Origin of the sequence: Chryseobacterium panacisoli (genome assembly GCF_008274625.1) — a bacterium.
Taxonomy (GTDB): domain Bacteria; phylum Bacteroidota; class Bacteroidia; order Flavobacteriales; family Weeksellaceae; genus Chryseobacterium; species Chryseobacterium panacisoli.
The window spans coordinates 328,416-353,350 of record NZ_VTRU01000002.1 but is presented as its reverse complement, the minus strand read 5'-3'; the positions used below and the strand labels follow the sequence as shown (position 1 = coordinate 353,350).

General features: G+C 37.2%; 21 protein-coding genes. 14 read left to right on the top strand and 7 right to left on the bottom strand.

What is annotated here, in order from left to right; translation table 11 throughout:
* Window positions 1-323: 323 nt before the first annotated feature.
* From FW781_RS12075 to FW781_RS12060, 4 genes are all read left to right on the top strand, one after another.
* Entirely contained in the window at window positions 324-992 is a 669-nt protein-coding gene (locus FW781_RS12075) for a carbonic anhydrase (RefSeq protein WP_149387663.1), read from the top strand.
* A 21-nt stretch (window positions 993-1,013) separates the two neighbouring features.
* Window positions 1,014-1,313, top strand: coding sequence for a hypothetical protein (locus FW781_RS12070; RefSeq protein ID WP_047376470.1), 300 nt, complete (start codon window positions 1,014-1,016; stop codon window positions 1,311-1,313).
* A gap of 149 nt (window positions 1,314-1,462) precedes the next feature.
* Window positions 1,463-3,055, top strand: coding sequence for a SulP family inorganic anion transporter (locus FW781_RS12065; RefSeq protein WP_149387662.1), 1,593 nt, complete (start codon window positions 1,463-1,465; stop codon window positions 3,053-3,055).
* A gap of 51 nt (window positions 3,056-3,106) precedes the next feature.
* Complete coding sequence (locus FW781_RS12060; protein WP_047380366.1) at window positions 3,107-3,742, top strand: carbonic anhydrase; 636 nt, start codon at window positions 3,107-3,109, stop codon at window positions 3,740-3,742.
* A 152-nt stretch (window positions 3,743-3,894) separates the two neighbouring features.
* Here FW781_RS12060 and pth read toward each other — a convergent pair whose 3' ends face one another.
* From pth to mfd, 7 genes are all read right to left on the bottom strand, one after another.
* Complete coding sequence (pth, locus tag FW781_RS12055) at window positions 3,895-4,458, bottom strand: aminoacyl-tRNA hydrolase (RefSeq protein ID WP_047380363.1); 564 nt, start codon at window positions 4,456-4,458, stop codon at window positions 3,895-3,897.
* A gap of 86 nt (window positions 4,459-4,544) precedes the next feature.
* The gene (locus FW781_RS12050) at window positions 4,545-5,480 is read right to left on the bottom strand and encodes a hypothetical protein (protein WP_149387661.1); all 936 of its coding nucleotides are present in this window, start codon (window positions 5,478-5,480) and stop codon (window positions 4,545-4,547) included.
* A gap of 99 nt (window positions 5,481-5,579) precedes the next feature.
* Window positions 5,580-6,452, bottom strand: a complete 873-nt coding sequence (locus FW781_RS12045) for a hypothetical protein (protein WP_149387660.1) — start codon at window positions 6,450-6,452, stop codon at window positions 5,580-5,582.
* A 152-nt stretch (window positions 6,453-6,604) separates the two neighbouring features.
* Window positions 6,605-7,342: a hypothetical protein gene (locus FW781_RS12040; RefSeq protein ID WP_149387659.1), complete on the bottom strand. Its 738-nt coding sequence runs from the start codon at window positions 7,340-7,342 to the stop codon at window positions 6,605-6,607.
* 8 nt (window positions 7,343-7,350) lie between these two features.
* Entirely contained in the window at window positions 7,351-8,169 is an 819-nt protein-coding gene (locus FW781_RS12035) for a hypothetical protein (RefSeq protein ID WP_228720191.1), read from the bottom strand.
* Window positions 8,170-8,171: 2 nt separating this feature from the next.
* Window positions 8,172-8,993 carry a hypothetical protein gene (locus FW781_RS12030; RefSeq protein ID WP_149387657.1) on the bottom strand — a complete coding sequence of 274 codons (822 nt, stop codon included), beginning with the start codon at window positions 8,991-8,993 and terminating at the stop codon, window positions 8,172-8,174.
* A 372-nt stretch (window positions 8,994-9,365) separates the two neighbouring features.
* Window positions 9,366-12,734 (bottom strand): transcription-repair coupling factor, encoded by a 3,369-nt coding sequence (mfd, locus tag FW781_RS12025; RefSeq protein ID WP_149387656.1) that lies wholly within the window; start codon window positions 12,732-12,734, stop codon window positions 9,366-9,368.
* A 246-nt stretch (window positions 12,735-12,980) separates the two neighbouring features.
* On the opposite strand from mfd, the gene FW781_RS12020 reads away from it, so the two are divergent.
* The 10 genes from FW781_RS12020 to rnhA all read left to right on the top strand — a co-directional run bounded on the left by FW781_RS12020 (window position 12,981) and on the right by rnhA (window position 24,928).
* Window positions 12,981-13,376, top strand: coding sequence for a hypothetical protein (locus FW781_RS12020; protein WP_149387655.1), 396 nt, complete (start codon window positions 12,981-12,983; stop codon window positions 13,374-13,376).
* A gap of 182 nt (window positions 13,377-13,558) precedes the next feature.
* A complete protein-coding gene (locus FW781_RS12015; RefSeq protein ID WP_149387654.1) occupies window positions 13,559-13,852 on the top strand; it encodes a hypothetical protein in 294 nt (97 codons plus the stop codon).
* A gap of 135 nt (window positions 13,853-13,987) precedes the next feature.
* Window positions 13,988-15,487, top strand: coding sequence for a GH3 auxin-responsive promoter family protein (locus FW781_RS12010; RefSeq protein ID WP_149387653.1), 1,500 nt, complete (start codon window positions 13,988-13,990; stop codon window positions 15,485-15,487).
* A 69-nt stretch (window positions 15,488-15,556) separates the two neighbouring features.
* Window positions 15,557-15,919 (top strand): hypothetical protein, encoded by a 363-nt coding sequence (locus FW781_RS12005; RefSeq protein ID WP_149387652.1) that lies wholly within the window; start codon window positions 15,557-15,559, stop codon window positions 15,917-15,919.
* A 92-nt stretch (window positions 15,920-16,011) separates the two neighbouring features.
* A complete protein-coding gene (locus FW781_RS12000) occupies window positions 16,012-17,247 on the top strand; it encodes an MFS transporter (protein ID WP_149387651.1) in 1,236 nt (411 codons plus the stop codon).
* 303 nt (window positions 17,248-17,550) lie between these two features.
* A complete protein-coding gene (locus FW781_RS11995) occupies window positions 17,551-18,156 on the top strand; it encodes a tetratricopeptide repeat protein (protein WP_149387650.1) in 606 nt (201 codons plus the stop codon).
* 166 nt (window positions 18,157-18,322) lie between these two features.
* A complete protein-coding gene (locus FW781_RS11990; RefSeq protein WP_149387649.1) occupies window positions 18,323-20,395 on the top strand; it encodes a T9SS type B sorting domain-containing protein in 2,073 nt (690 codons plus the stop codon).
* A gap of 101 nt (window positions 20,396-20,496) precedes the next feature.
* Window positions 20,497-22,644 (top strand): T9SS type B sorting domain-containing protein, encoded by a 2,148-nt coding sequence (locus tag FW781_RS11985; protein ID WP_149387648.1) that lies wholly within the window; start codon window positions 20,497-20,499, stop codon window positions 22,642-22,644.
* A 156-nt stretch (window positions 22,645-22,800) separates the two neighbouring features.
* On the top strand, window positions 22,801-24,387 hold the full coding sequence (dnaB, locus tag FW781_RS11980) for a replicative DNA helicase (protein WP_149387647.1): 1,587 nt from the start codon (window positions 22,801-22,803) through the stop codon (window positions 24,385-24,387).
* Between the two features lie 64 nt (window positions 24,388-24,451).
* Entirely contained in the window at window positions 24,452-24,928 is a 477-nt protein-coding gene (gene rnhA, locus FW781_RS11975) for a ribonuclease HI (protein ID WP_149387646.1), read from the top strand.
* Window positions 24,929-24,935: the final 7 nt, after the last annotated feature.

Sequence of the window (24,935 nt, the reverse complement as noted above, 5' to 3'; positions counted from 1 at the left end):
AATGAGCGATTCTGAAGCTTGTCTATAATCAGACAAATAAATTAAGAATATTTTAATTCACAAATCTCAATTTTTAATTTTTACTTCGTAATTTTATCCTTGGTTTTAAACGTTTGGATTACCATATAAAGCCTAATGGCTGCAAAGCAAAGTATATCGGAATATTAGACATGATTTTAAGCATATTTTAATATTAAACTTTGTTAAAAGTGACTGACTTTTTAACAAAAAGTATATTTTTGCATAATTATTGATTTAGTCTATTGATTTTGGAAATAATTTAAACGAAATAAATAATTATAAACTTTTAAAAATTTAAAATTATGTCACAGTCGTACGAGGTTATTTTCGAAAACAACAAAAAATGGGTAGAATCCAAAGTAGCCGAAGACCCGAATTTCTTCAAGGAACTTGCAAAAACTCAGCACCCTGAATTTCTTTACATCGGATGTTCGGACAGCAGAGCCACAGCAGAAGAATTGATGGGAGCAAAGCCCGGCGAAGTATTTGTTCACAGAAACATTGCTAATGTTGTCAATACTTTAGATATGAGTTCCACAGCGGTTATTCAATATGCTGTAGAACACCTGAAAGTGAAACACATTATTGTGTGCGGACATTACAACTGTGGCGGTGTAAAAGCAGCGATGACTCCTCAGGATCTGGGATTATTGAATCCCTGGCTGAGAAACATCCGTGACGTTTACAGATTACATCAGGTAGAGCTGGATTCTATTGAAGACGAAAACAAGCGTTATGACAGACTTGTAGAACTTAATGTTCAGGAGCAGTGCATCAACGTGATCAAAATGGCCTGCGTACAGGAAAGGTATATTTTAGAAGAACAACCTATTGTACACGGCTGGGTATTTGATCTTAGAACAGGTAAAATCATTGATCTGGAGATTGATTTTGAGAAAATCTTAAAAGACATCCAAAAGATCTACAACCTTACAGGTTCAGATTGGGTAATGAGCAGAAAAACTAAATAGTTTTTCTAAAAAGAATGTAAAATGAAATTCTGGAGTATTATTGTATTAACGTTTTTTCTGAATTTTACGGCGCTGCCAGGCATTGCTGCGGTAGCGGGCTGGGATATTGCAAGAACGAATATAATAATCAACGAAGAAGAACCACATTCTCATCCGTCCTCATTTATTGTTTATGAAAAGACTATTCCGAAACCTTTGGACGTTTTCGACTATCTGAAGTTTTCTGAACCTGATACTCAGGGTATGTCTTTTGTACTGATAGATGATTCTTTTCATCTTTCCCCTTTACTTACTATATTTTCTCCCCCTCCGGAAGCGTAACTCCTATAGTTAGATTTTTTTGATACTATTTTCCATATCATTTTTTGATATAGGATACACATGTACTTTAAAAATTATTTTTTTCTCAACTTCATGTAATTGACTTATTTAAAAACAAATAAGCCGGTTATACTTTACAGCTTCACATTATGAAAAAGACATCATTAATAGGAGGAATCAAGGAGAATTTTCCTTCAGGACTCGTGGTATTTTTAGTAGCACTTCCGTTGTGTTTAGGAATTGCTTTAGCATCAGGTGCTCCCCCATTATCCGGTATTATTTCCGGCATCGTGGGCGGCCTGGTAGTAGGAACAATCAGTAATTCTAATATTTCAGTTTCCGGGCCTGCAGCAGGTTTAACGGCAATTGTTTTAACAGCTATAACAGATCTTGGCGCATTTGAGCTTTTCCTTTGTGCAGGGATTATTGCAGGACTTATTCAATTGGTTTTAGGGTTTGTAAGAGCCGGAAGTATTTCCAATTATTTCCCGAATAACGTGATTGAAGGAATGCTTGCTGCTATAGGAATCATTATTATTTTAAAACAGATTCCGCATGCTTTAGGCTTTGATAAAGATTATGAGGGTCATGAATCTATTTTTGATAATGGCTTAAACTTCGGATATTTTACAGAATTATTTGGGGCAATCCATCCTGGAGCTATTGTTATTACTTTGGTTTCAGTAGCAATTCTTATCGCATGGGATAAAATCCACGTTCTGAAGAGGCTTAAAATGCTTCCGGGAGCTTTGGTTGCCGTAATTGTAAGTATTCTTCTGAATCAGCTCTTTAAGATGTCCGGAAGTGCTCTGGCTATCGAGACCCAGCATCTGGTTTCTTTACCTGTTCCACAGTCTTTTGATGATTTCAAGAACCTGATTACCACTCCGGATTTTAATGGTTTCACAAATCCTAAAGTATGGATCGTAGGGGCAACAATCGCTATTGTAGCTTCTATTGAAACTTTACTTTGCATTGAAGCATCAGACCGATTAGACAGACAGAGAAGAATTACGGATACAAATCTTGAACTTAAGGCGCAGGGAATCGGGAATCTTATCAGCTCATTTATAGGAGGTCTTCCCATGACGTCTGTTGTCGTAAGAAGTTCTGCCAACGCTAACGCCGGAGCAACTTCTAAAATCTCAGCTATTATTCACGGAATATTCTTATTGATCTGTGTACTTTCTATTCCTGTTATTTTAAATTTAATTCCATTAGCTACTTTGGCTGCGGTATTAATTTTAGTGGGATATAAATTGGCAAAGCCAGCTACATTCAAGCATTTCTGGCATTTAGGAAAATTCCAGTTTATTCCGTTTGTAGCAACAGTGATAGCGGTTGTGGCAACAGATTTATTAAAAGGAGTCGGAATTGGTCTTATGATATCTGTTTTCTATATTCTTCAGGGAAATATGAAAAGAGCTTATTATTTAAGCAGGGAAAGGCTGGATGATGCAGATGGAATTAACATAAAACTGGCTGAAGAAGTTTCATTTTTAAATAAGGCAGCGATCAAAAAAACACTTAAAAATATAAAACCAAGCTCAACGGTGATCATTGATGCCAGAAGCACTTCATACATCGCAACAGATGTACTGGAAATGATTCAGGATTTTGCCAATATCCGTGCAAAGGAACAAGACATCAATGTAGAGCTCCTGGGCTTTAAAACTTCATACAGAGATTACGAAAGAAGCGAGGATTCCCATATTCTGGTTACCCACAAAAGAGCAATGTAATCCCAATAATTAATTAATTTTTTTAACTTTAAATTCGAAAACAATAAAAATATGAAAGCACATACATACGAAACACAGTCTACTATCACTCCAGAGAAAGCATTAGAATTCTTAAAAGAAGGAAATCAGAGATTTGTAAACAATCTTAAGGCAAACAGAGACCTTCTTGAACAAGTGAATGCTACCCGTGAAGGACAATGGCCATTTGCTGTAGTTCTAAGCTGTATAGACAGCCGTACTTCTGCTGAGCTTATCTTTGACCAGGGATTAGGAGACGTTTTCAGTATCAGAATTGCCGGTAATTTTGTTAATCAGGACATTCTTGGATCTATGGAATTTGGCTGCAACGTTGCCGGTTCTAAACTTATCGTAGTTTTAGGCCATACAAAATGCGGTGCTTTGAAAGGAGGTCTTGATGCTGCACAGATTGAAGGATTGGGAATGGATAATCTTAACCACCTGATCAATCATTTCAACCCTATCATCAATGACATTATTGAAGAAAATGAAGAACGTTCATCAAAAAACAGTTCTCTTCTGGAAAGGCTTAATCAGCAAAACGTAAAAAGTGCTATTGAAGACATCCGTAAGCAAAGCTCAACACTTAAAAAACTTGAAGAAGAAGGGAAAATTAAAATTGTTGGTGCCAATTATGATGTTGAAACAGGTGCAGTAAGCTGGTTATAAAAGATAAACTCATTAAATTTCAATTATAATTTACAGAAAATGCCATCGGAATCCGGTGGCATTTATTTATTGTTATGCAATTGTACGGTGGCATGGCAAATAAAGCATCTACTCCTTATCTCCTATCATCTCTTACTTGTTGGCTTTCTATATTATTTCCCGTTAAAAGCAGACATGGTATTATTCAATCCCGCAAAAACGAAAGAAAGGCTCGCTTTTGAAAAGGTTTCAATTCTCTCAGTAAGCTTTGCTGTTTCTTCTTCATTCCAGGTTCCTAATACATAATCTACCTGTCGTCCGGCAGAGAAATCAGCGGAGATTCCGAAACGAAGTCTTGCGTAATTTTGGGTCTGCAATACTTCATTAATATTTTTGAGTCCGTTGTGGCCTGCATCAGAACCCTTCCCTTTCAATCTTAATGTGCCGAAAGGTAAAGCCAGATCATCAGTAACAATCAGTACATTCTCCAAAGGGATATTTTCTTTCTGCATCCAGTATTTCACTGCATTTCCGGAAAGATTCATGTAGGTATCAGGTTTAAGGATAAAAACTTTTCTGCCTTTATGTTTTCCTTCTGCCAGCCAGCCAAAGTTGGAAGTATTGAATGATACCTCAAGAGTTTCAGCTATTTTTTCAGCTACTTTAAAGCCTATATTATGTCGTGTATTTTCATATTCTGAGCCTTTGTTACCAAGCCCGACAATTAAATATTTCATCAGAAATTTTTTGCAAAATTAAGGGATAAAAAATAAAAACTCAACCTTATGAAAGATTGAGTTTTAATATTGTTAAAAAAAGTCTTCTATTGTGGTTTGTAGATATAATTAACGCCATATCCTTTTGTCATATAAGTCTGAGGATCATAAACGTAATTGGTACTCTTTACAATCGGAGTTGGAATAGGCGGCGAAAGATCTGTTACCGACCATCTCTTAGGATTGTTTGGAGATAAAATAAGACTTTCTTTATCATTGATTACGGTAGATAAAAGTCTTGAAATTTTATATACGTGTGGCAATAATGTGAACGGGCTCACCTGATCATCATATGCATAGTATTCATAGCTATACTTTCCTGTAACAGCCCCGAATGCACCACCTGTCATTGTTCCATAGTTTCTTGTTACTTTAGATACGTTATCTCCTACATACGTGTAAGCTGTTTTAGAGTAATCTGTGAAAGCAAGCGGCACTCCTGCTACATCCGGACCATTCCTCATGATGATAGAATCCAGCTTCCCTGTAGCAGTACTGTATTTAATATTGTAAAGGCTCTTCTCTTTTTTCAGTAATGTCTGTGGTCCCGGAGGATCTCCCGGTATTACAGGCGGAGGTCTTCTGAAGATAGAACGGTTTTCAGAAATAGTCTGAAGCTTATTGTTATTATTGGCGTAAGTAAACAACTGAGTGTATGATACACTATCCTTATCTAATTTTCCGTTTCCGTCAAGATCCAAAAAGCCATTGAAATTAATCTGGCTGATTTTATCTCCACTATACATGATATTAGTTACTGAAGCACTGTCTGTAAGTACTTTAGTCACAAGAAGTCCGCTATACTGATATTCTGCAATAGTATCTTTATCTGTAATTTCTCTGTATAATGCTCTGGGACCGCTTAATCCCCCTGTATTGTTAAGATCCAACAATGGATTTCCATCCTCATCCAGCATGTCCTTGCACGAATGTACCGAGGAGAACCCTGCGATGAGTAAAATAAAATAGAAAATTTGCTTCATTTCCTTGTAATTGATTATTTTTTTGACAAATATAATTTTTTTTGCCTAAAAATTATATGATTATTTTATATTCTGGTAAGATTATTAATTATTTCTCTCCTATAAATTTTTATAGGTAAAAGTAACATTCTGATTTTTTTCAACGACCGCATACCCCTGATTATCATAAGAATAGCTCTGAGCGGTATTCACAGGAGCAGTTGGTGAAGGCAGTTCTATAAACATTGAAGTAGGATTATTCGGAGAAATTTTATAAAATTGAGCCGGGTTTATCAGACTTCGCGTAATGAAATAAACTGATGAAAGTGTAGAGTAAGGGCTTTTCTGAGCATCATAGTTCTGAAAGCTGTACTTGCTTACTACTGCAGTACCCATATTCGGGTTTCCATTGATATCTAATAATCCTTTGGAAGAAACTACCTGAATAACATTTTCTCCGCTATACACAAAGCTATAATCTATAAATTTGTTATAAGCACTGATTCCGCCTTCTTTTCTCTTCTCAAGAATCTTAGTAAGTTTATTGGTCGTTGGATTATAGGTAAAAGTATAGTCACTGATCACAGAAACTGACGGAGTGGCACCTGTTGTAGTAGAGGTGGCGTTGTAAATCTTTTTACCCGTAGCATCAGGAACAATATTAAATTCATAAACAAGACTGGATGCTGCTGAACTTACATATTTAATCTTTGTGATATTCTTATTAGTATACGTTACCGTTGCTGTATAAAAAGCACCCGGAGCAGATTCATCTTTAGAAACTGCAGTCTGTAAATCTCCGGTTACTGCTGCTGTAACATATTCTTCCTGAGAAATATTATTAGAACTTACCTTTGTTAAAACTTTTTTAGGCGGTGGTCCATCATCCGGATTCGGAATAGATTCTGTGGGATCTGAGGTAGTAGTACATGCTGCCAGCAGCCCAAGAAAAGCAATACCGGCAAATATTTTTAAAAAATAGTTTTTTACCATATAGAATTTTTTTAGCTTGCCCAAATATAATTCAATTTTCGATAATACACTTCAATTTATATGGACAAATTCACAAGAAATAGAGTTAATAAACAAAAAAAATCTAAAAACATAACGTTTTTAGATTTCTAATTATTGTATGATCATAAAAATTAATAGGGCTGTAGTATAGATGTTGTCAAAACAGATTGTGACATATCGCTATTAAGATAAGTAGCATCAACAGCTCTTCCTATTCCAAGAGTTGTTCCTGAGATTGCTCTTTTGATGCAAGCCACTTTAGCACTATATTGGTTTTTAGGAGTCAGATTCGTAAGAGTAGCATTAAGATTAAAAATTTTGTAAGCGCCACTGTCTCCTAATAAAACATCTGTTCTTACCGCTCTGAGTTTGTTATCTATAAAAATACCGCAGGCAAAACTTGCTGAGCTTGTTCCTGTTTTTTGAACAGTAGTCTGAAAAGAAAATGTAGCTTTATTTACCATATTGGTTACAGAAAATGTATCAACGGCTCCGGGAAGCACAGTCCAGTTCCCAGCTAAAGCATCCCCATCGCTATAAGGCGTAGTAGCCCCATTGGGTGCAACAAAAGTAACTCCTGTTTTATCAGCAACCGTATTGATTGAAAAAACAGACATACTTCCTTGCCCATCTGCAATTTTTATTGCTTTCCAGTCATTTGTAGCCAGGTCTGCGTTATTGTGAAATATATCACCAGCTGTTCCGGCAGATCCTCTCAGTAGATCTGTACCTCCTGTTCTTAATTCTTTTCCAACATTCAGGTCTCCGTTTACATCCAGCATATTAGTCGGATTAGGAGTATTAATACCCACTTGGGCAGCAACTGTAACAGTGAACAGAAGTGATGTTACAAATAATATTTTTTTCATAATCTGCTTTAGTTTATAATGGTGTTAAACACTTCTGGGACTTCATATACATCTACTTTAAGAGATGACTGTGAAATAAAGCCATTAATATTAGAGTATACATTCGTTCCTATCGTAAGGGTATTGCTGGACGCTCCATAAGAGCCCAATCTTGTACAGGCAACATCTACGGTATGATTGCCTTTCGCAAGATTCTCTACAATACCAATCTGAGTATGGGTAAGGAAAGGATATGTACTACTGATTGCTTTTAAGTTTCTCTGTCTCAGATTCACCAGTTTATTGTCTACAAAAATCCCACAGGCATAATCTATTGAGGTATCTGTAGTACCCGCAGCTCCAAAGTCCGCCTGCACAACCGTTTCAAACTGGAAGTATGCTTTGCTCTGAGTACTGAAGACACTGATTACCTGTGAAAGGTTGTTTATTTTTTTAAAATTAGTAAGGCTGCTGATCTCTTTTCCTTTGGTAAAAGTTCCTCCTCTTGAGGTTAAACCTACCGAAGAATCATCAGAAGAAGTAAATGAAATCCCTACTTTATCTGAAAAAGAATTGTTATAGATCAGGTAAAATTTATTAGGCTCATATTCAGGAATACGAAGCGATTTCCAGATCGGGGCATAGCCTTCTCCCTGAGAAACCAGTAATTGGTCGTTATTCCCCTGAGAAATTGAGTTATCGGTAGTATTAAGAACCGCAATTTTATTTCTTAAGTTGACATCTCCGTTGACATCAAGAGTTGCTTTTGGAGTATCTGTTTTTATTCCTACCTGAGCCGATACCAAAAGTCCTATGGTCAGAAACAGGGTTGATAATAGTTTTTTCATCATTAGTTCGTTTTATAGCTCACGTATTCAATAACGTCCATTTTCATCGTAGATTCCAAAGTAAATGCACTGGAAGCTCCGTTTGAAGCCTGTACATTACGTCCGATAGCAAATTGTGAGGTAGAATTTGACGTGTCAATCTTTCTGCATGCAATCTCGATCGTATGAGCTCCAACGGGAACGTTCTGTTCGGTATAGTTAAGAGTAAAGATATAGTCCTGAAGACCATTTTTTCCACTGTTGTTATTAGAAGCAATTCTATCCGGGCGTACCGCTACCAAAGTTCCGTTTCTGAAAACACCGCAGGTAAATCTTACACTTTCTATTGTCGTAGAGGTAGGTGCTTTGATTTCTATTCCTGTCTGGAACTGATAGGTAAGTCTGTTTTTACCATTTTTGATGGTAAAGGTATTCTTAAGCCCATCAATCTTTTTCCATGTTCCTTTAGCAGCATCAGTAATATTATCTCCAACACTGTTTTTGTAAACACCATCACCAGCAGTACCATCGGTAAGCGATATAATACCAGCTTGATCTGACGACAGATAAGAGTTGATCAACTTATACTGCCCCTCTTCCATAAAGGAAATATTCAAAGACTTCCACACGGGAGGCAAACCCTCACCCTGAGAAACCAAAACCTGGCCGTTTAACCCGGCATTTCCAGCCTGAGTTGAAGTCCCGCCTACTCTAAGTTCTTTTCTTAAGGTGGTTTTTCCATTCACATCAAGAACAGATTTAGGTTTTGCAGTACCTATTCCCACCTGTGCATTAGCGCAGAGTGATAGAAGTCCAGCTGCGCAGCAATATATAATTTTTTTCATAATAAGGACTGCAAAGGTACACAATGAAGTCCTAAAAATTCCAGTTATACATCCATAAACCTATAGAAATAAACACATTACAACATAGAATTAATCACACAGAAAAGTAGAATTATTACTACATAACTCCACTTTGTACGTTTAAAAAAAATCTATTAAGGTCTCAACCCCTTACTGTACGGGAATCTACAGGATATTTTTAATCATTAAAAAGTGATTTTAAACCCCTCAAAATGAGCTTAATTCCCCTACAAAGGAATATTACTCAGTAAAAACATGATAACAATCACAAAAAAGCGTATAAAAATTTGAAATTTTTATACGCTTTTTACATCTTTTACAGATTTGTTTACAATAAACAAATCTTATAATTTAATTATGTTCAATAATAGCTTTAAGTAATATATTAACCTCATCAACATTTTTCACCCTTTCCTTCCTCATCATCAGCTGATTACCTTCTTTCCCAGGCTTCTCTTTAAGCTGGGCTTCAGTAGGATTTCGGGTGAGATAATTAATAATATGTCTGAATCTATCCGTCTGATAGAACTTATCCTGAGGATTTCCCGGAAAGTATCCCAAGAACACTCCATTTTTCATAACAATCTTCTCAAATCCTATATCTGCGGCAAGCCACTTAAGAGAAACGCTTTTCAACAGATTCACAGCTTCTTTCGGTAATGCTCCAAAACGATCAATCAGTTCAAGTTCAAACTTATGAAGATCCGTCTCATTGTTAATTTCAGCAATTTTCTGGTACAGCATCAGTCTTTCTTCAGTATTGGAAATATAGAAATCGGGTAACATCAGCTCCAGATCAGTATCGATATTGACATCTTTTACAGATTTGAAAAGCTTTTGTCTGTCTTCCTCATTTTCAAACAGACTTTCAAAGTCAGCATCATCTTTCAGCTCTTCCAACGCTTCCTGCATTAGTTTCTGATACGTTTCAAACCCCATTTCATTGATGAACCCGCTTTGTTCAGCACCCAGAAGATCACCGGCACCGCGGATCTCAAGGTCTTTCATTGCAATCTGGAAACCACTTCCCAGATCGGAAAACTGTTCAATAGCTTCCAGGCGTTTTCTGGCATCGGAAGTCATCATATCATAAGGAGGGGTGATCAGATAACAGAATGCCTTTCTGTTACTACGTCCTACCCTTCCTCTCATCTGATGCAGATCCGCCATACCAAACCGCTGTGCATCATTGATGAAAATGGTATTGGCATTCGGGACATCCACACCACTTTCTACAATGGTTGTGGACACAAGAACATCATATTTCCCTTCCATAAAATCCAGTACATTCTTCTCCAGCTGCTTTCCTTCCATCTGCCCATGTCCTGTGATCACTCTTGCATCCGGCACCAGCCTCTGAATAAGTCCGGCAATATCTTTCAGGTTTTCTATTCTGTTATTAATGAAATAAACCTGGCCATCCCTCTGAAGCTCATAAGAAACAGCATCACGAAGAATCTCTTCATTGAACCCGATCAATTGCGTATCTACAGGCTGCCTGTTAGGTGGTGGTGTTTTGATAACAGATAAATCCCTGGCCGCCATTAATGAAAACTGTAAAGTCCTTGGAATAGGAGTCGCTGTAAGGGTAAGCGTATCAACATTACTTTTAAGTGTTTTCAGCTTATCCTTTACTGAGACACCAAACTTATGTTCTTCATCAATAATCAGCAGACCCAGGTCTTTAAACTTCACAGAACTGCTTACCAGCTGGTGTGTTCCAATGATAATATCAACTTTTCCATTCTTTAAAGCCTCTAAGGTTTCTGATTTTTGTTTTGCGGTTCTGAATCGGTTTATATAACCAACATTTACAGGGAAATCTTTAAGTCTTTCTTTAAAACTTCTGTAATGCTGAAAAGCAAGAATGGTTGTGGGAACCAAAATGGCAACCTGTTTACCGTCTGTGGCCGCTTTAAATGCTGCACGTATTGCAACTTCTGTTTTACCGAAACCTACGTCACCACACACCAGCCTATCCATAACGGTATCAGCTTCCATATCTTTCTTTACATCTACTGTTGCTTTTTCCTGATCCGGAGTATCTTCATAGATAAAGCTTGCCTCCAGTTCATTCTGAAGATAAGAATCCGGCGTATAAGCAAAACCTTTTGCCGTTTTTCGCTGTGCATATAACTGAATAAGATCAAAGGCAATTTGTTTTACCTTCGCTTTCGTTTTTTGTTTCAACGATTTCCAAGTCGGGGAGCCAAGTTTGCTCAACACAATCTCTCTTCCATCCGGTCCGTTGTATTTCGAAATCTTATGCAGGGAGTGAATACTTACATATAATAAGTCTCCGTTTTTATAAGTCAGCTTAAAACATTCCTGAATCTTACCATCATTATTTACTTTTACCAGTCCCATAAATTTTCCGATCCCGTGATCAATATGGGCAATATAATCCCCGATTTTCAAAGACATCAGGTCTTTCAGGGTAAGCTGTTCTGATTTGGCAAAAGTATTTTTGGCTTTATATCTCTGATAGCGGTCAAAGATCTGATGGTCTGTGTAAACCAGAAGCTTATGTCCGTTGTCTACAAATCCTTCATGCAGTTCAGATTTAAAACTTTTAAAAGGAAGTTCATGTTCAAGTTCTTCAAAAATAGACTCAAGTCTTTCTTTCTGCTTTTCTGTTGAAAAGGAAATCCATGTATCAAATCCGCTGTTCTGTTTTTCTTCGATATCTTCAATCAGCAGTTCAAAGTTCTTATGGAAAGACGGCTGTGGAAGCTGCTCCATTTTAACTTCGGTAATTTCCTTCAACCCTTCAATCATTGATCCGCCAAAATCAACTGTTCTGAATTTTTTATAATCAAATAAAAACTCCTGATCAGAAATAAAAAGCTCCTGAGGGGTTCTGTGTGCAATATCTTTACTTAAAGCATCATATTTCTCGAGAGACTTTTCATAGAATGTTCTGATCTTCTGCATTCCTATCATTCCATTTTTAGAAACCACAAAACTTTGATCTGGTAATAACTGTAGTAATGAGACTCTGCTTCCTGTCACAGAAAAGTTCATATTGGAAACCAGTTGAAAATCCTTTACTTTATCTACCGAAAGCTGGGTTTCAATATCAAAAGTTTTAATGCTTTCCACTTCATTACCAAAGAATGTAATCCTGTATGGCTTTTCGTATGAATAAGAAAATACATCTACAATTCCTCCTCTTACAGAAAACTCTCCCGGCTCTGAAACAAAATCGGCCTGTTGGAAATGGTAATGGGTGAGCAGTTCGTCTACAAAATCAAAGTCCAGCTGATCTCCTACTTTTATATGATGAGAGATCGCTTTAAAATCTTCTTTTTTCAGCACCTTTTCAGATAAAGCTCCGGCATAGGCCACAATGACTTTCGGAGATCTCCCGGAATTGATTTTATTTAAAACTTCAGTTCTTAAAACCAGATTGGCATTTTGTGTTTTTTCCACCTGATAAGGTTCAAGATGAGTGGCTGGGAAATACAGCACTTTATCTTTACCAAGAAGGTCTTCCATCTCTGTATTGGCATACAATGCATCCTCCTTATCATCTACCAGATAAAGAATATTTTTCTTTTGAGCTAAAAAAAGCTCAGCCACAAAAATAGAAACTGAAGACCCTGCACTTCCCTTTACGGCAATATGCTGGCTGCTTTCTAACTGGGTGAAAATTTCTTTCCCGAACTCTTTCTGCATCAGATCTGGAAGAAACTTTTCGTTGATGGATTTTAATTGCATAAATAGTAATGGTATAAACGACAAAAGCGATTTCGGGAGTTTTCCGAAATCGTTTATGATAATACAAAGGTACGGATATTTTTTTGTTTCATTGAAAAACTAAAGACTTTCAGATTTAAAATGAATGACTTAGCATAATAAATCTTAATTTTTTACAAATTTATTTAAGAACCCGTTAAAAAAAACCAATTATTTCTCCATGGCATAGTGTTTGGCATTTCAATCCTAACCAAACATTTAGGTATTATGAAAAAAGCAATTAAAATCTTAAGCGTTATGATGCTGGTAGTATTTACAGCATTATCTTTTTCGTCGTGCAGTAAGGATGATGACCCGGTAAACAATGAATTCTTTGCGGGAACATACAAAGGCAGTGTTTCTTATAACGATGGTGGATCTACGAATATAAGCACAGATAACGGAAGTGTTTTTGTAACGAAGATTGCCAGCGGCACCAAGTATAATTTCGCTTTCTCAAACAGCATTCCGGATCTTAACGGAATAGAGTTTAACCAGGAAGGAGATCATACTCTTGTTATGATTGGTTCTACAGCAACCTCTTATATCAGAATTGACAATAATACGTTAAAAATTCTATTCGCAAAGGATGGTAAAACGTGGACAGCCAACTGTACGCGCTAGCCTCCTGTCTATTTATATATTATTGCAAGCCTGTTTTCATCTGAAGACAGGCTTTTCTATTGTAAATGAAGGGTTTTAATTTTTTTTTAAGCAGTAATAAACTTTAGTTAAGTTTAAGAATCCAATTTTTTTAGCCTGCTTTTTGTATATCTTTATTCAACAAAAACAAACAAAATATTCTTATGAAAAAATTATTATCTGCAATGTCATTGATCCTCGGGTTAGGACTTGCAACTGCCCAGCAGACCGCTCCCGCTACAACCACTCAGGCTCATGCACCTGTAAAAACTACAGTGAAAGCCACTAAACCTGCAGAAGTAAAAGCTGCAAAACCAGCCATGGATGCAAAAGCAGTGAAGCCTGCACCACCGGCTGCCAAAATGAAAAAAGACGGTACTCCTGATAAGAGATATAAAGAAAACAAGCACCTGAAAAAAGATGGCACTCCTGATAAAAGGTACAAAGTGAACAAATAAGCATAACATTAACATATAGTTGTTATTTTCATAATCAAATTTCGAAAAGCCGGTGGAACTTGTTCCATCGGTTTTTTTATGTGAAGCTTTGTAAAAAATGATTCCATATTCTCTACTTATTTATAAATTTGAACCATGTTAAACTTCTTCAAGAAAAATGCAGCGCTGATCTGGGCAAAGAAACATGTTCAGAAAGCAGAGGAATTCAAAAAAAATGCAGAGAAAAGCCAGGAGGAATTATTGCTTTCTCTAGTCAGCACAGCTCAAAAAACACTTTTTGGCCGGGAACATGATTTTGAAAGCATCCGTTCTGTGAAAGATTTTCAGGAAAGAGTACCCGTTGCAGATTATGAAGATCTTAAACCTTATATAGAAAGGGTAAAAAAGGGACAGGCCAATATTTTATGGACAGAAACGCCTGAATATTTTGCCAAAACTTCGGGAACAACTTCCGGATCTAAATATATCCCTATTTCTAAAGAAGGAATGCCGCTTCAGGTTGCCGGTGCCCAAAGCGCCTTATTTCATTATATCAGTAAAAAAAATAATGCTGACTTTGTGAACGGAAAAATGATTTTTCTGCAGGGAAGCCCTGAACTGGAGGAGATTTTTGGAATAAAAACAGGAAGATTATCCGGTATTGTAGCACACCATATCCCAAATTATCTGCAAAAAAACCGTCTGCCAAGCTGGGAAACCAATATCATGGAAGACTGGGAAGCCAAAGTAGATAAAATTATTGAAGAAACGGAACGTGAAAATATGACCCTGATCTCAGGAATTCCCCCCTGGCTGATCATGTATTTTGAGAAATTAACAGAGAAACATGGCAAAAAAATCAAACAGCTTTTTCCTAATCTGCAGCTTATTGTTACCGGAGGTGTCAATTACGAACCATACCGGGATAAAATGGAAGATCTCCTGGGAGAAAAGGTAGATATTATCCAGACGTTTCCTGCTTCTGAAGGCTTTTTTGCTTTTCAGGATGATTATACAAAAGAAGGTCTTCTGCTTTTGACCAATCATGGAATTTTTTATGAATTTATTCCTTTGGAAGAATATGGTAAGCCGGGGGCAAGAAGATTAACGTTAAAGGAAACTGAGCTTCATAAAGATTATGCCCTGATCCTTACCACCAATTCCGGACTTTGGGCTTATTCTATCGGAGATGTTGTAAGATTTATCAGCAAAGATCCTTACAGGGTTCTGGTAAGCGGCAGAACCAAGCATTTTACTTCGGCATTCGGAGAACACGTGATTGCTTTTGAGGTGGAGGAAGCAATGAAGGCTACTCTTGAAAAACATCCGGCACAGATTACAGAATTCCATCTTGCCCCACAGGTAAATCCTGGCGAAGGACTTCCTTATCACGAATGGCTGATTGAATTTGAAAAGGAACCAGAGCATTTAGAAGCATTCAGAGATGAGCTGGATTTGCAGTTGAGAGCAAGAAATACCTATTATGATGATCTTATTTCCGGGAATATTTTACAGAAGCTGCATATCACCACCCTAAAAAAGAATGCCTTTCAGGAATATGCTAAATCTCAGGGGAAATTAGGAGGCCAAAATAAGACTCCGAGATTGGCCAATGACCGAAACATTGCAGATCTCTTAGAAATTTACAAAAATTAATCACATTTTTTCAATTCCAAAAACGTATATTCGAAAAAAATTATAAATTTGAAAAACTAAAAGAAAATAATGAAAGCATCTGTACTGTTGAAATCGTCTTTACTAACATCTTTATTTGTTATTACATCTTGTGCTACTACAAAATACAGCGAAGATATTTCAAAAAACAATTACTCCAATCTTGAAGCCGGAAAGGTATACAAAGTAACTATGAGAGACGGCTCTCCGAAACAGACCATCTTATTCAGAAACGTTGTTGGTAATAACCTTGTAGGTACAGCGGGTAAAAAAGACAGTACAGAGGTAGTGATCCCTAAATCAAATGTAGCGGCTGTAAAAGACAGAAGAAAGGCAAGAATTGCTGCCGGCGCTACTCTTATTGGGGCTGCAGGTGTTGCTGCAATCGTAATCAGCTCTTCAAGAGCAGACTAAAATAGATTTTATCTTTCAGGATATATTTAATATATCTTTTAAAAATCAACATATGAATAGTCCTAAATAGATTTTTAGGGCTATTTTTGTTCATGATTTCCTTTACCCCGTTACAAACATTACAAAATGTTGAGTTCAGAAATCTTCTCACCGGGAGATTTTTTATTGTTTTAGCTTTCAGAATGCTGGCCACTTTATTAGGATGGTGGGTGTATCAATTAACAAAAGATCCTTTTTCAATAGGCCTTATCGGGCTGTCGGAGGTAATTCCTGCTGTAAGCTGTGCGTTGTATGCCGGGCACGTTATTGATATGAATGAGAAAAAGAGACTGCTTCTCATCTGTAATTATGCTTACATTTTCCTGATCGGGCTTCTTCTGGTTCCTGCATTCCTTGATGTAGAGATGCATTTTACAGGGCATCAGATCACCTATTATATTTATGGAGTTATTTTTTTTACCGGAATAGCAAGGGCATTTATTGGTCCTATTGTTCCTTCCATGATTCCTAAAATAGTTAAGAAAGAAAACCTTCCCAACGCAGTTACTCTGAACCAGGCCACATTTCTTATATCTTCTGTGTGTGGGCATGCGGTAGGCGGTATTCTTATTGGGTTTATAGGAGTAAAATGGACATTGGTCGCTATTCTGGCATTAATATTTGTTGCTTCACTATTTTTCTGGCAGCTTCATAAACAATATTCAGAATACAAGAAAGAAACAGTAAATGTTGTGGAAAGTATGCGAGAAGGGATTTCTTATATTTTTAAAACCAAAGAGATTCTGGGAGCGTTGTGTCTTGATATGTTTGCCGTACTTTTTGGAGGTGCAGTGGCTATGATCCCGGTATTTGCTACTGATATTTTAAATTCAGGGGCTGAAGGTTTCGGATTGCTGAATGCAGCATCTGATATCGGTTCAATGTGTATCATTACTATTTTATCCATTGTTCCTCTTCGAAAAAATCAGGGAAAAATACTTCTTGCTGTTGTTACCGGATTCGGACTTTGTATTATTGGGTTTGGTTTATCCAAGTTGTATTGGCTGTCTTTCATGTTCCTTGTGATGAGCGGAATGCTTGATGGAATCTCAGTGGTTATACGAGGTACCATTGTACAGTTAAAAACCCCCGATCATATAAGAGGACGTGTTCTCAGTGTAAACTCAATCTTCATTATGTCCAGCAATGAAATGGGACAATTTGAAAGTGGTGTTATGGCTAAATTACTGGGTGTTGTACGCTCTGTAGTATTTGGAGGATGTATGACTGTTCTCGTGGCTTTACTTGTAGGAAGCACCAATCCTAAGCTAAGAAAAATGCAATATTAACTTATTATTTCTCAATCCATTTCAAATTTTATAAAGCAAAAATCATAATCCGAAATACTTAAAATCAGAATAGAACGTTTTCTATTCTGATTTTACTTTTATAGATGTATTTTCAAAATAATTTAAAGGATTAAACCCCAAATATTAAGCGAAATCATTAAAATCTTTACGATCTCTGTATAATTTCACTCAAATGATAAAATACAATATTAAAAATCAATATATTACTTTCTTTAAATATATCTCAAAATCTTTAATTTAACGTTAATAATTTTTTATATTTGCTCTATAAAATATCCCCCTATGTATAAACTTTTACTAATGTTGAGCTTTATCGTCACAGGTTCGCTGATGAATGCCCAATTTTTTTCAGATCAAACCTTACAGCAATCTGTTTTGCAACTGAATAACGCAAAAACAGAAAACGACTATGATACTCTTTTTTCTAAGTTTTCAGAGGCTAAAACTTCAGAAAAATGGCAGGCTAATTATTATGCTGCAGCAGCATTGTATCTTAAAACAAATTTCCTTTTAAAGAACAGCCCAAACAGCCCTCTTGGAGAGCCTAATGAATCTGCAAGAAAACTGGCTATGCAGGCTCTTGCTTCTGAGAAGAATAACGGAGAAGTAAATATCCTTCTTGGTCTTATCCATTTTCAGAAAATCAGGATAAAAACGGCTGCAGATCCTCAAAAGGAATTAAAGACAGCAACAAGCTTCATGACGAAGGCGGAAACAACTGTAAAGAACAATCCAAGACTTTCTTTCTTAAAAGCTGAGATGGCTGAAAAGCAGGGTAACAAAGCAGAGGCTATCAAGTTTTATCAAAAAGCAGTCAAGGAATTTGAAACATCAAATGATCCATCCAGTTCGCCAAACTGGGGAAGACAGCTGATCGGAACAAATTAACAGTAAGAAAATGTATGATCTCCTGAGCAAATCGGGCGGTCAGTTTTTATTTTGATACAAAAAACTTATACTATATAATGTTCATAAAAACATTTTTGTATCAGATAAAACTCCGCATTTTTTAGTAATTAAACAATTTTACTATTTGTTTTTAAAATCAACTCTTATGAAAAAAGCATTACTTGTTTTCTCAATTATATTTTCACACTTTTTATTTGCCCAGTCAGACTGTACTACTGCAATGGCAGTCTGTGGTAACTCGGATATTTCATATACTCCAGGCGGGCATGGAGATATTGCCGAAGATCTTGGCGGATGTTTATCTTCCGATGAAAAATACTCTGTATGGTATTCTTTTACTGTAGCTACAGCCGGAACCCTAACTTTTGAAATCATTCCTAATGATCAATCCGATGATTATGATTTTGGTGTATATGGTCCAAACAAATCATGTGGTAACCTTGGAGCTCCAATCCGTTGTTCTTATTCAGGACAAAATGGAAATACAGGTCTTAGCATGACCGCTACAGACCTTAGTGAGGATGCATCGGGAGACAAATGGGTGAAATACCTTGATGTATTACCTGGTCAGACTTATTATTTAATTGTAAACAACCACAGAGAGTCTGCTAACGGATTCAAATTATCATGGGGCGGAACGGCAACTTTATCTTCACCATTCACAGATCCAACTATACAGCCTCATCCGTTCATTCCACCGGGAATTCCAGGAGCAACCCCTGCTGATCCTAGAGAAGTAGTGGTGTGTGCAAACCCTGCAACTTTTGATTTCTCTTCATTAACAGCAGGAATTCTTAACGGTAACCCGAACTTCAGCATTAGTTATCATACAAGCCAAAATGATGCTTTAACAGGTAACAACCCTCTTATTGGCCCTCAGACAGTTACTCCTGTAGGTGTTTATTTCTACAGTATCAACTATACTGATCCTACCAATCCGAACAGTCCTATTAATAAATGTAGACAGACGGGTAAATTTAAATTTAAAGACGGTACGATCAAGGCAACAAACGTTACCCTAACAAGCTGCAACAATAACAATGCAGGTACGGCAATGTATGACCTTACAACTGCAGATGTTTTTGCAGACCCTACAGCGACAAAAAAATATTATTATACTTTATATGATCTGAATAACTCTATTAATGAGATCACCAACATCTATCAGTTTGTTTCTGCAGAAGGTAAAATATATGTAAAAGTAACCTCTGTATTCGGATGTACCGATATTGCAGAAATTACCCTTAAGTTCTATCCGGCAATTATTGCAAAAGATGCAGAATTAAGATCATGCTTTATTGAAGCCAATCCTTCTACAGCTTTATTCAACCTTGATAACGCTGCTGTAATTACGCCACAGGCAGGTATCACAAAAAAATACTTCCCTTCACTGACGGACGCAATAGATGGAACCAACGAGATTTTAAATGCTAATTATACTGCACCAAGCGGTCTGGTATATGTAAGAGTATCTGACACCAGAGGATGTTTTGTAGTTGTGAAAATCGGGCTAACAGTTATCGCTCCGGTAACATCCAGTGTCCTGAAAGATAAAATCATTTGTATAGAAGACACTACAACTTTAGATGCCGGACCTGGATTCAAAAGCTATGAATGGAGTACGGGAGCTACAACACAATCTATCAAAGACGTAGGAGTAGGAGTTTACTGGGTAAAATTAAAAACGGGAGAATGTGTTGCTACTCAAAAGGTAACAGTATACCCTTCTGATCAGCCGGTAGTTACAAACATTGATGTTTCTAACACTACATTAACGGTAAATGTTATAGGAGGAACCCCGGATTATCAGTATTCTATGGATAAAATCATATGGCAGGCCTCCAATACATTCTCTAATGTAGCAAGAGGAACCTATAAAGTATATGTAAAAGATGCTTATGACTGTGAACCTATTGAAGTTACAATAGTGGTTCCTAACCTGATCAATATGATTACACCGAATGGAGATGGTGTGAACGACGTTGTAGATTATTCTGCAATTGCAGACAAACAAAACCTTGTATTGAGTATCTTTGACAGATACGGAACAAAAATTCACCAAGGAGATAAATCCAACGGATACAAATGGGACGGAACCATTGCAGGGAAGAAGATCCCGACCGGTACATACTGGTACTCCGTAACATGGAATGAGAATGACAAGAAGAATACTCCATTCAAATTTTCAGGCTGGATTGTTGTAAAAAACAGAGAATAATATAAATACAATATGAGAAAGCCGCTTTGGCGGCTTTTTCTTTTAACAAACCATGAAAAATTAATTGATCCCAATTTTGTTTAACAAAAATCGTTTCAACAATGAAAAAAATACTACTTCTTTTTATTTTATTGATAACACAGATAGTCTACTCACAGTCAGATTGTATCACAGCGATTCCCATCTGTGGTAACTCTGATATTTCTTACACCCCTTCAGGACCTGGAAATATTATAGAGATTCTTAATGCAAACGGAGGATGCCTTAGCACCAATGAAAGATATACCGTTTGGTACACTTTCACTGTATCTACACCAGGTACACTTGCATTTAAAATAAAACCTAACGACCAGAGTGATGATTATGATTTTGCAGTTTATGGACCAACAGCAAACGGCTGTGCTTCTTTACAGAATGCGGATCATGTCTTCATACAGCCGATAAGATGTAACTATAGCGGTACTCCGGGAGACACAGGTCTGGATCTTACTCTTGCTCCACCTGCAGTATTCCCTACCAATCCTCCCGGCACTACAGCCAGTATGAACAATGGTAAATGGAGTCCTTATATGGATGTATTAGTAGGACAAACTTATTATTTGGTTATTGATAACTTCAGTAGATCCGTTAATGGTTTTTCTATGGAATGGTCAGGTACTGCGAGTTTAAGTTCTGCATTTAACGATCCGATTCTTTCTCCTAACCCATTCATTCCACCGGGAATTCCTGGAGCAACTCCTAATGACCCAATGCAGGTAATGGTTTGTTCATTGCCTTCACAATTCGATTTTACAACCCTGTCAGCAGGGATTATTAATGGTAACAGTTCTAACTTCAAGGTTACGTATCACAAAACAACCAATGATGCCCTTACAGGAGAAAACCCTCTTACCATAGCAACTGTAGATGGAACAACAACATACTATTACAGAATTGTATATAAAGATCCGAATAATCCAACGAATCCTATCAATGGATGTTTCATAACCGGGAAATTTAAGTTTGTGAATGTAGGCATCTCAGCCAATACAGCCACTCTATATTCTTGTAATAACAATGGAGCCGGTACTGCTAAATATAATTTGACAACAGCCAATATATTCGGTGGAAGCGGAGCAACTATTAAGTATTATACTACGGTTGATGATATGAATGCAGAAATCAACGAAATTACCGATCCTGCCAACTATATCTCTCCGGAAGCAACTATATATGCAAAAGTAATTTCTACTTTCGGGTGTAAAGCAACCACTACCATCAGACTATTATTCTACCCAACAGTAGTATTAAAAGATGCTGTACTTCAAAATTGTTATATTGACAATGATGTTACCCGTTCAACTTTCGATCTTTCCAAAGCAGATATCGGAGTACCTGTACCAACCCCTACAGGAACTATCATCAAGTATTATACATCGGTAGCTGATGCAAATGCCCAGACCAATCCTATTACAATGCCATTTAATTATCTTTCAGAAAGTAAAACGGTATATGTAAGAGTAGACAATGATAAACAATGTTATTCAATTGCTAAAATAGAACTGGTAGTATTACCTCCGGTAAAATCAGCTGTATTAAAAGACAAAACGATTTGTGCGGAAGCCAAAACTACTTTGGATGCAGGACCTGGATTCGACAGCTACGAATGGAGCACAGGCGAAACAACACAATCTATCAACAACGTGGGAGTTGGTGTTTATTGGGTAAAACTTCAGACAGGAAAATGTTTCACGCTTCAGGAAGTACGTGTACATGCAAGCCTTCAGCCGGTGATTTCAGGAATAGAAATATCAAACAATAATATCACCGTTACTGCTACAGGTGGAGTTCCTCCATATAAATTTTCTGTAGACGGCATCAACTGGCAGGATTCCAATACATTCACAGGACTTCCGAGAGGTGAAAATACAGTTTATGTAAAAGACACTTATAATTGTACTCCTGTTCAGGTGACGGTTACTGTTCCTAACCTTATTAACGCTATCACTCCAAACGGAGACAACGTAAATGATGTGATCGACTACTCTGCACTGGCGTACAAGAAAAATCTTATCTTCGTTGTGTATGACAGATATGGAAACAAACTTCATGAAGCCAACAAAATGAGAAATTTCACTTGGGACGGAACCGCTTTCGGTAAGAAAATCCTGACAGGAACTTACTGGTACACGATCTCGTGGAACGAAAACAATAAAGACAATACAGAAACCAAATATTCAGGATGGGTATTGGTAAAAAATAAAGAATAAATTATCCTCAATCTTTTAAAAAAAAATCACCTCAAGCCGAGGTGATTTTTTTTATCAACAAGATCAATCTCCTGTTTACAGCATTTTCCGAAAGACTGCTAATAATTTGTTGAATACTATTTTTTTATTATTTTTTAAATAAACTATCTTTGCACCATGGCGCAGAAAGAAACATTATCATCCCTGACACACGGAAACTTTGCAAAAGAATTGTCTATTGCGGATGGAAAAATGCCTCCCAATGCAGTGGATTTCGAAAGACTTGTTATCGGAACTTTTTTGATTGACAAAAAAGGTCTTGACCATTCCATTGACCTTCTTACTTCAGAAGTATTTTATGATCCTAGACATCAGGTCATCTTTGCTACCATCTTAAAGCTTTATGAAGGCAACCATCCGGTAGACTTAATGACCATTATTCAGGAATTAAAAAAAGAAGACAAACTAAGCCAGGCAGGCGGCGATCACTATATCATTGATCTTACCATGGGAGTAAGTTCATCTGCCCATATTGAATACCATGTACGTGTAATTCTTGAGAAATATATTTTAAGAAGCCTTATCAATGTTTCTGCCAATGTAATAGATTCTTCCTACAAAGAATCTACAGATGTTTTTGAACTTCTGGATAAAGCAGAACAATCTTTCTTTGAAATTACCAACGGAACGATTAAAAAGGGATTCGATACTGCCAATTCATTAGTAAAACAGGCTATTGATACGATTAAATCTTTAAAAGATAAAGAGGGACTTTCAGGGGTTCCTTCAGGATTCCGAGATGTAGATAAAGAAACCGGTGGCTGGCAGAATTCTGACCTTATCATTATTGCCGCACGTCCCGCGATGGGTAAAACAGCATTTCTTCTTTCCATGGCAAGAAATATTGCAGTAGGACACAAAGTTCCTATGGCTCTTTTCTCTCTCGAGATGGCATCTGTACAGCTGATCACCAGAATGATCGCTTCTGAAACAAGAATTTCTTCTGAGAAATTAAGAAAAGGAACTTTGGATGATGAAGAATGGCAGAGACTATTCTCTAATGTATCTGAGTTGGAAAACGCACCTTTATATATTGACGAAACCCCTTCCCTTTCCATATTCGACTTCCGGGCAAAATGCCGAAGACTTGTCATGCAGCATGGTGTAAGAATCATCATGGTCGACTACCTTCAGCTGATGACAGCAGGAAGCAGCGGCGGAAAAGGAGTTGGAAACCGTGAACAGGAGATCTCCATGATTTCACGTTCATTAAAAGCAATCGCAAAAGAACTTAATGTTCCCGTGATTGCTCTTTCACAGCTTTCGAGAAGTGTGGAAGCCCGCCCGGGAAAAAGACCTCAGCTTTCAGACCTGAGGGAATCCGGGGCGATTGAGCAGGATGCGGATATTGTATCTTTCATCTTCAGACCGGAATACTATAAAATTACCGTTTGGGATAATGACGAGGAAGGCCAGGAAACTTCTACCGAAAACCAGGCAGAGCTGATTATTGCAAAGCACAGAAATGGTGCTACGGCAGATGTCCGACTATCTTTCTTAAAACATTTTGCAAAATTCGGTGACATTGAAGCAGCCATGGATGGAGCCGGAGGAGGATATCCTTCTAATTTTGGAGAACCGAGCGGCTTTGACAAAATCAAAACCACCATTCAACCTGGAGCAGCATTTGACCTTCCGGACAGTTCAAAACTTTCCGGTTCATCAATGAATGACTTTGATGACGATGACGATTTTCCGTTTTAAGTTGAAGCTTAAACCAATTTCAGTTTAAATTCACAACCATAATTCAACTTTTTAAAAAGCAGATTTGAGAATCGAAATTTATACCGACGGGGCTTGCAGTGGAAATCCGGGAAAAGGCGGATACGGAATTCTCATGCGAGTTCCTGAAAAAAACTATCAGAAAACATTTTCCAAAGGGTTCAGAAAAACCACCAACAACAGAATGGAACTTCTGGCAGTCATCACTGCACTGGAAAAACTGAAATCTACAGAAAATGAGATCCATGTGTATACGGACAGTAAGTACGTATCAGATGCAATCAACCAAAACTGGATTGCCGGATGGATCAAGAGAGGCTGGAAGAATGTAAAAAACCCTGACCTTTGGAAAAAATTTGTTGAGCTATACAATAAACACACCCCTAAAATGCATTGGGTAAAAGGCCATGCGGGGCACTTTGAAAACGAGCTTTGCGACAAATTAGCAGTGGCAGCAGCCAGTTCTTCTGATCTCGAAATTGATACCTATTTTGAGGGTTTAGATAACAATTCTTTATTTTAGTTTATTT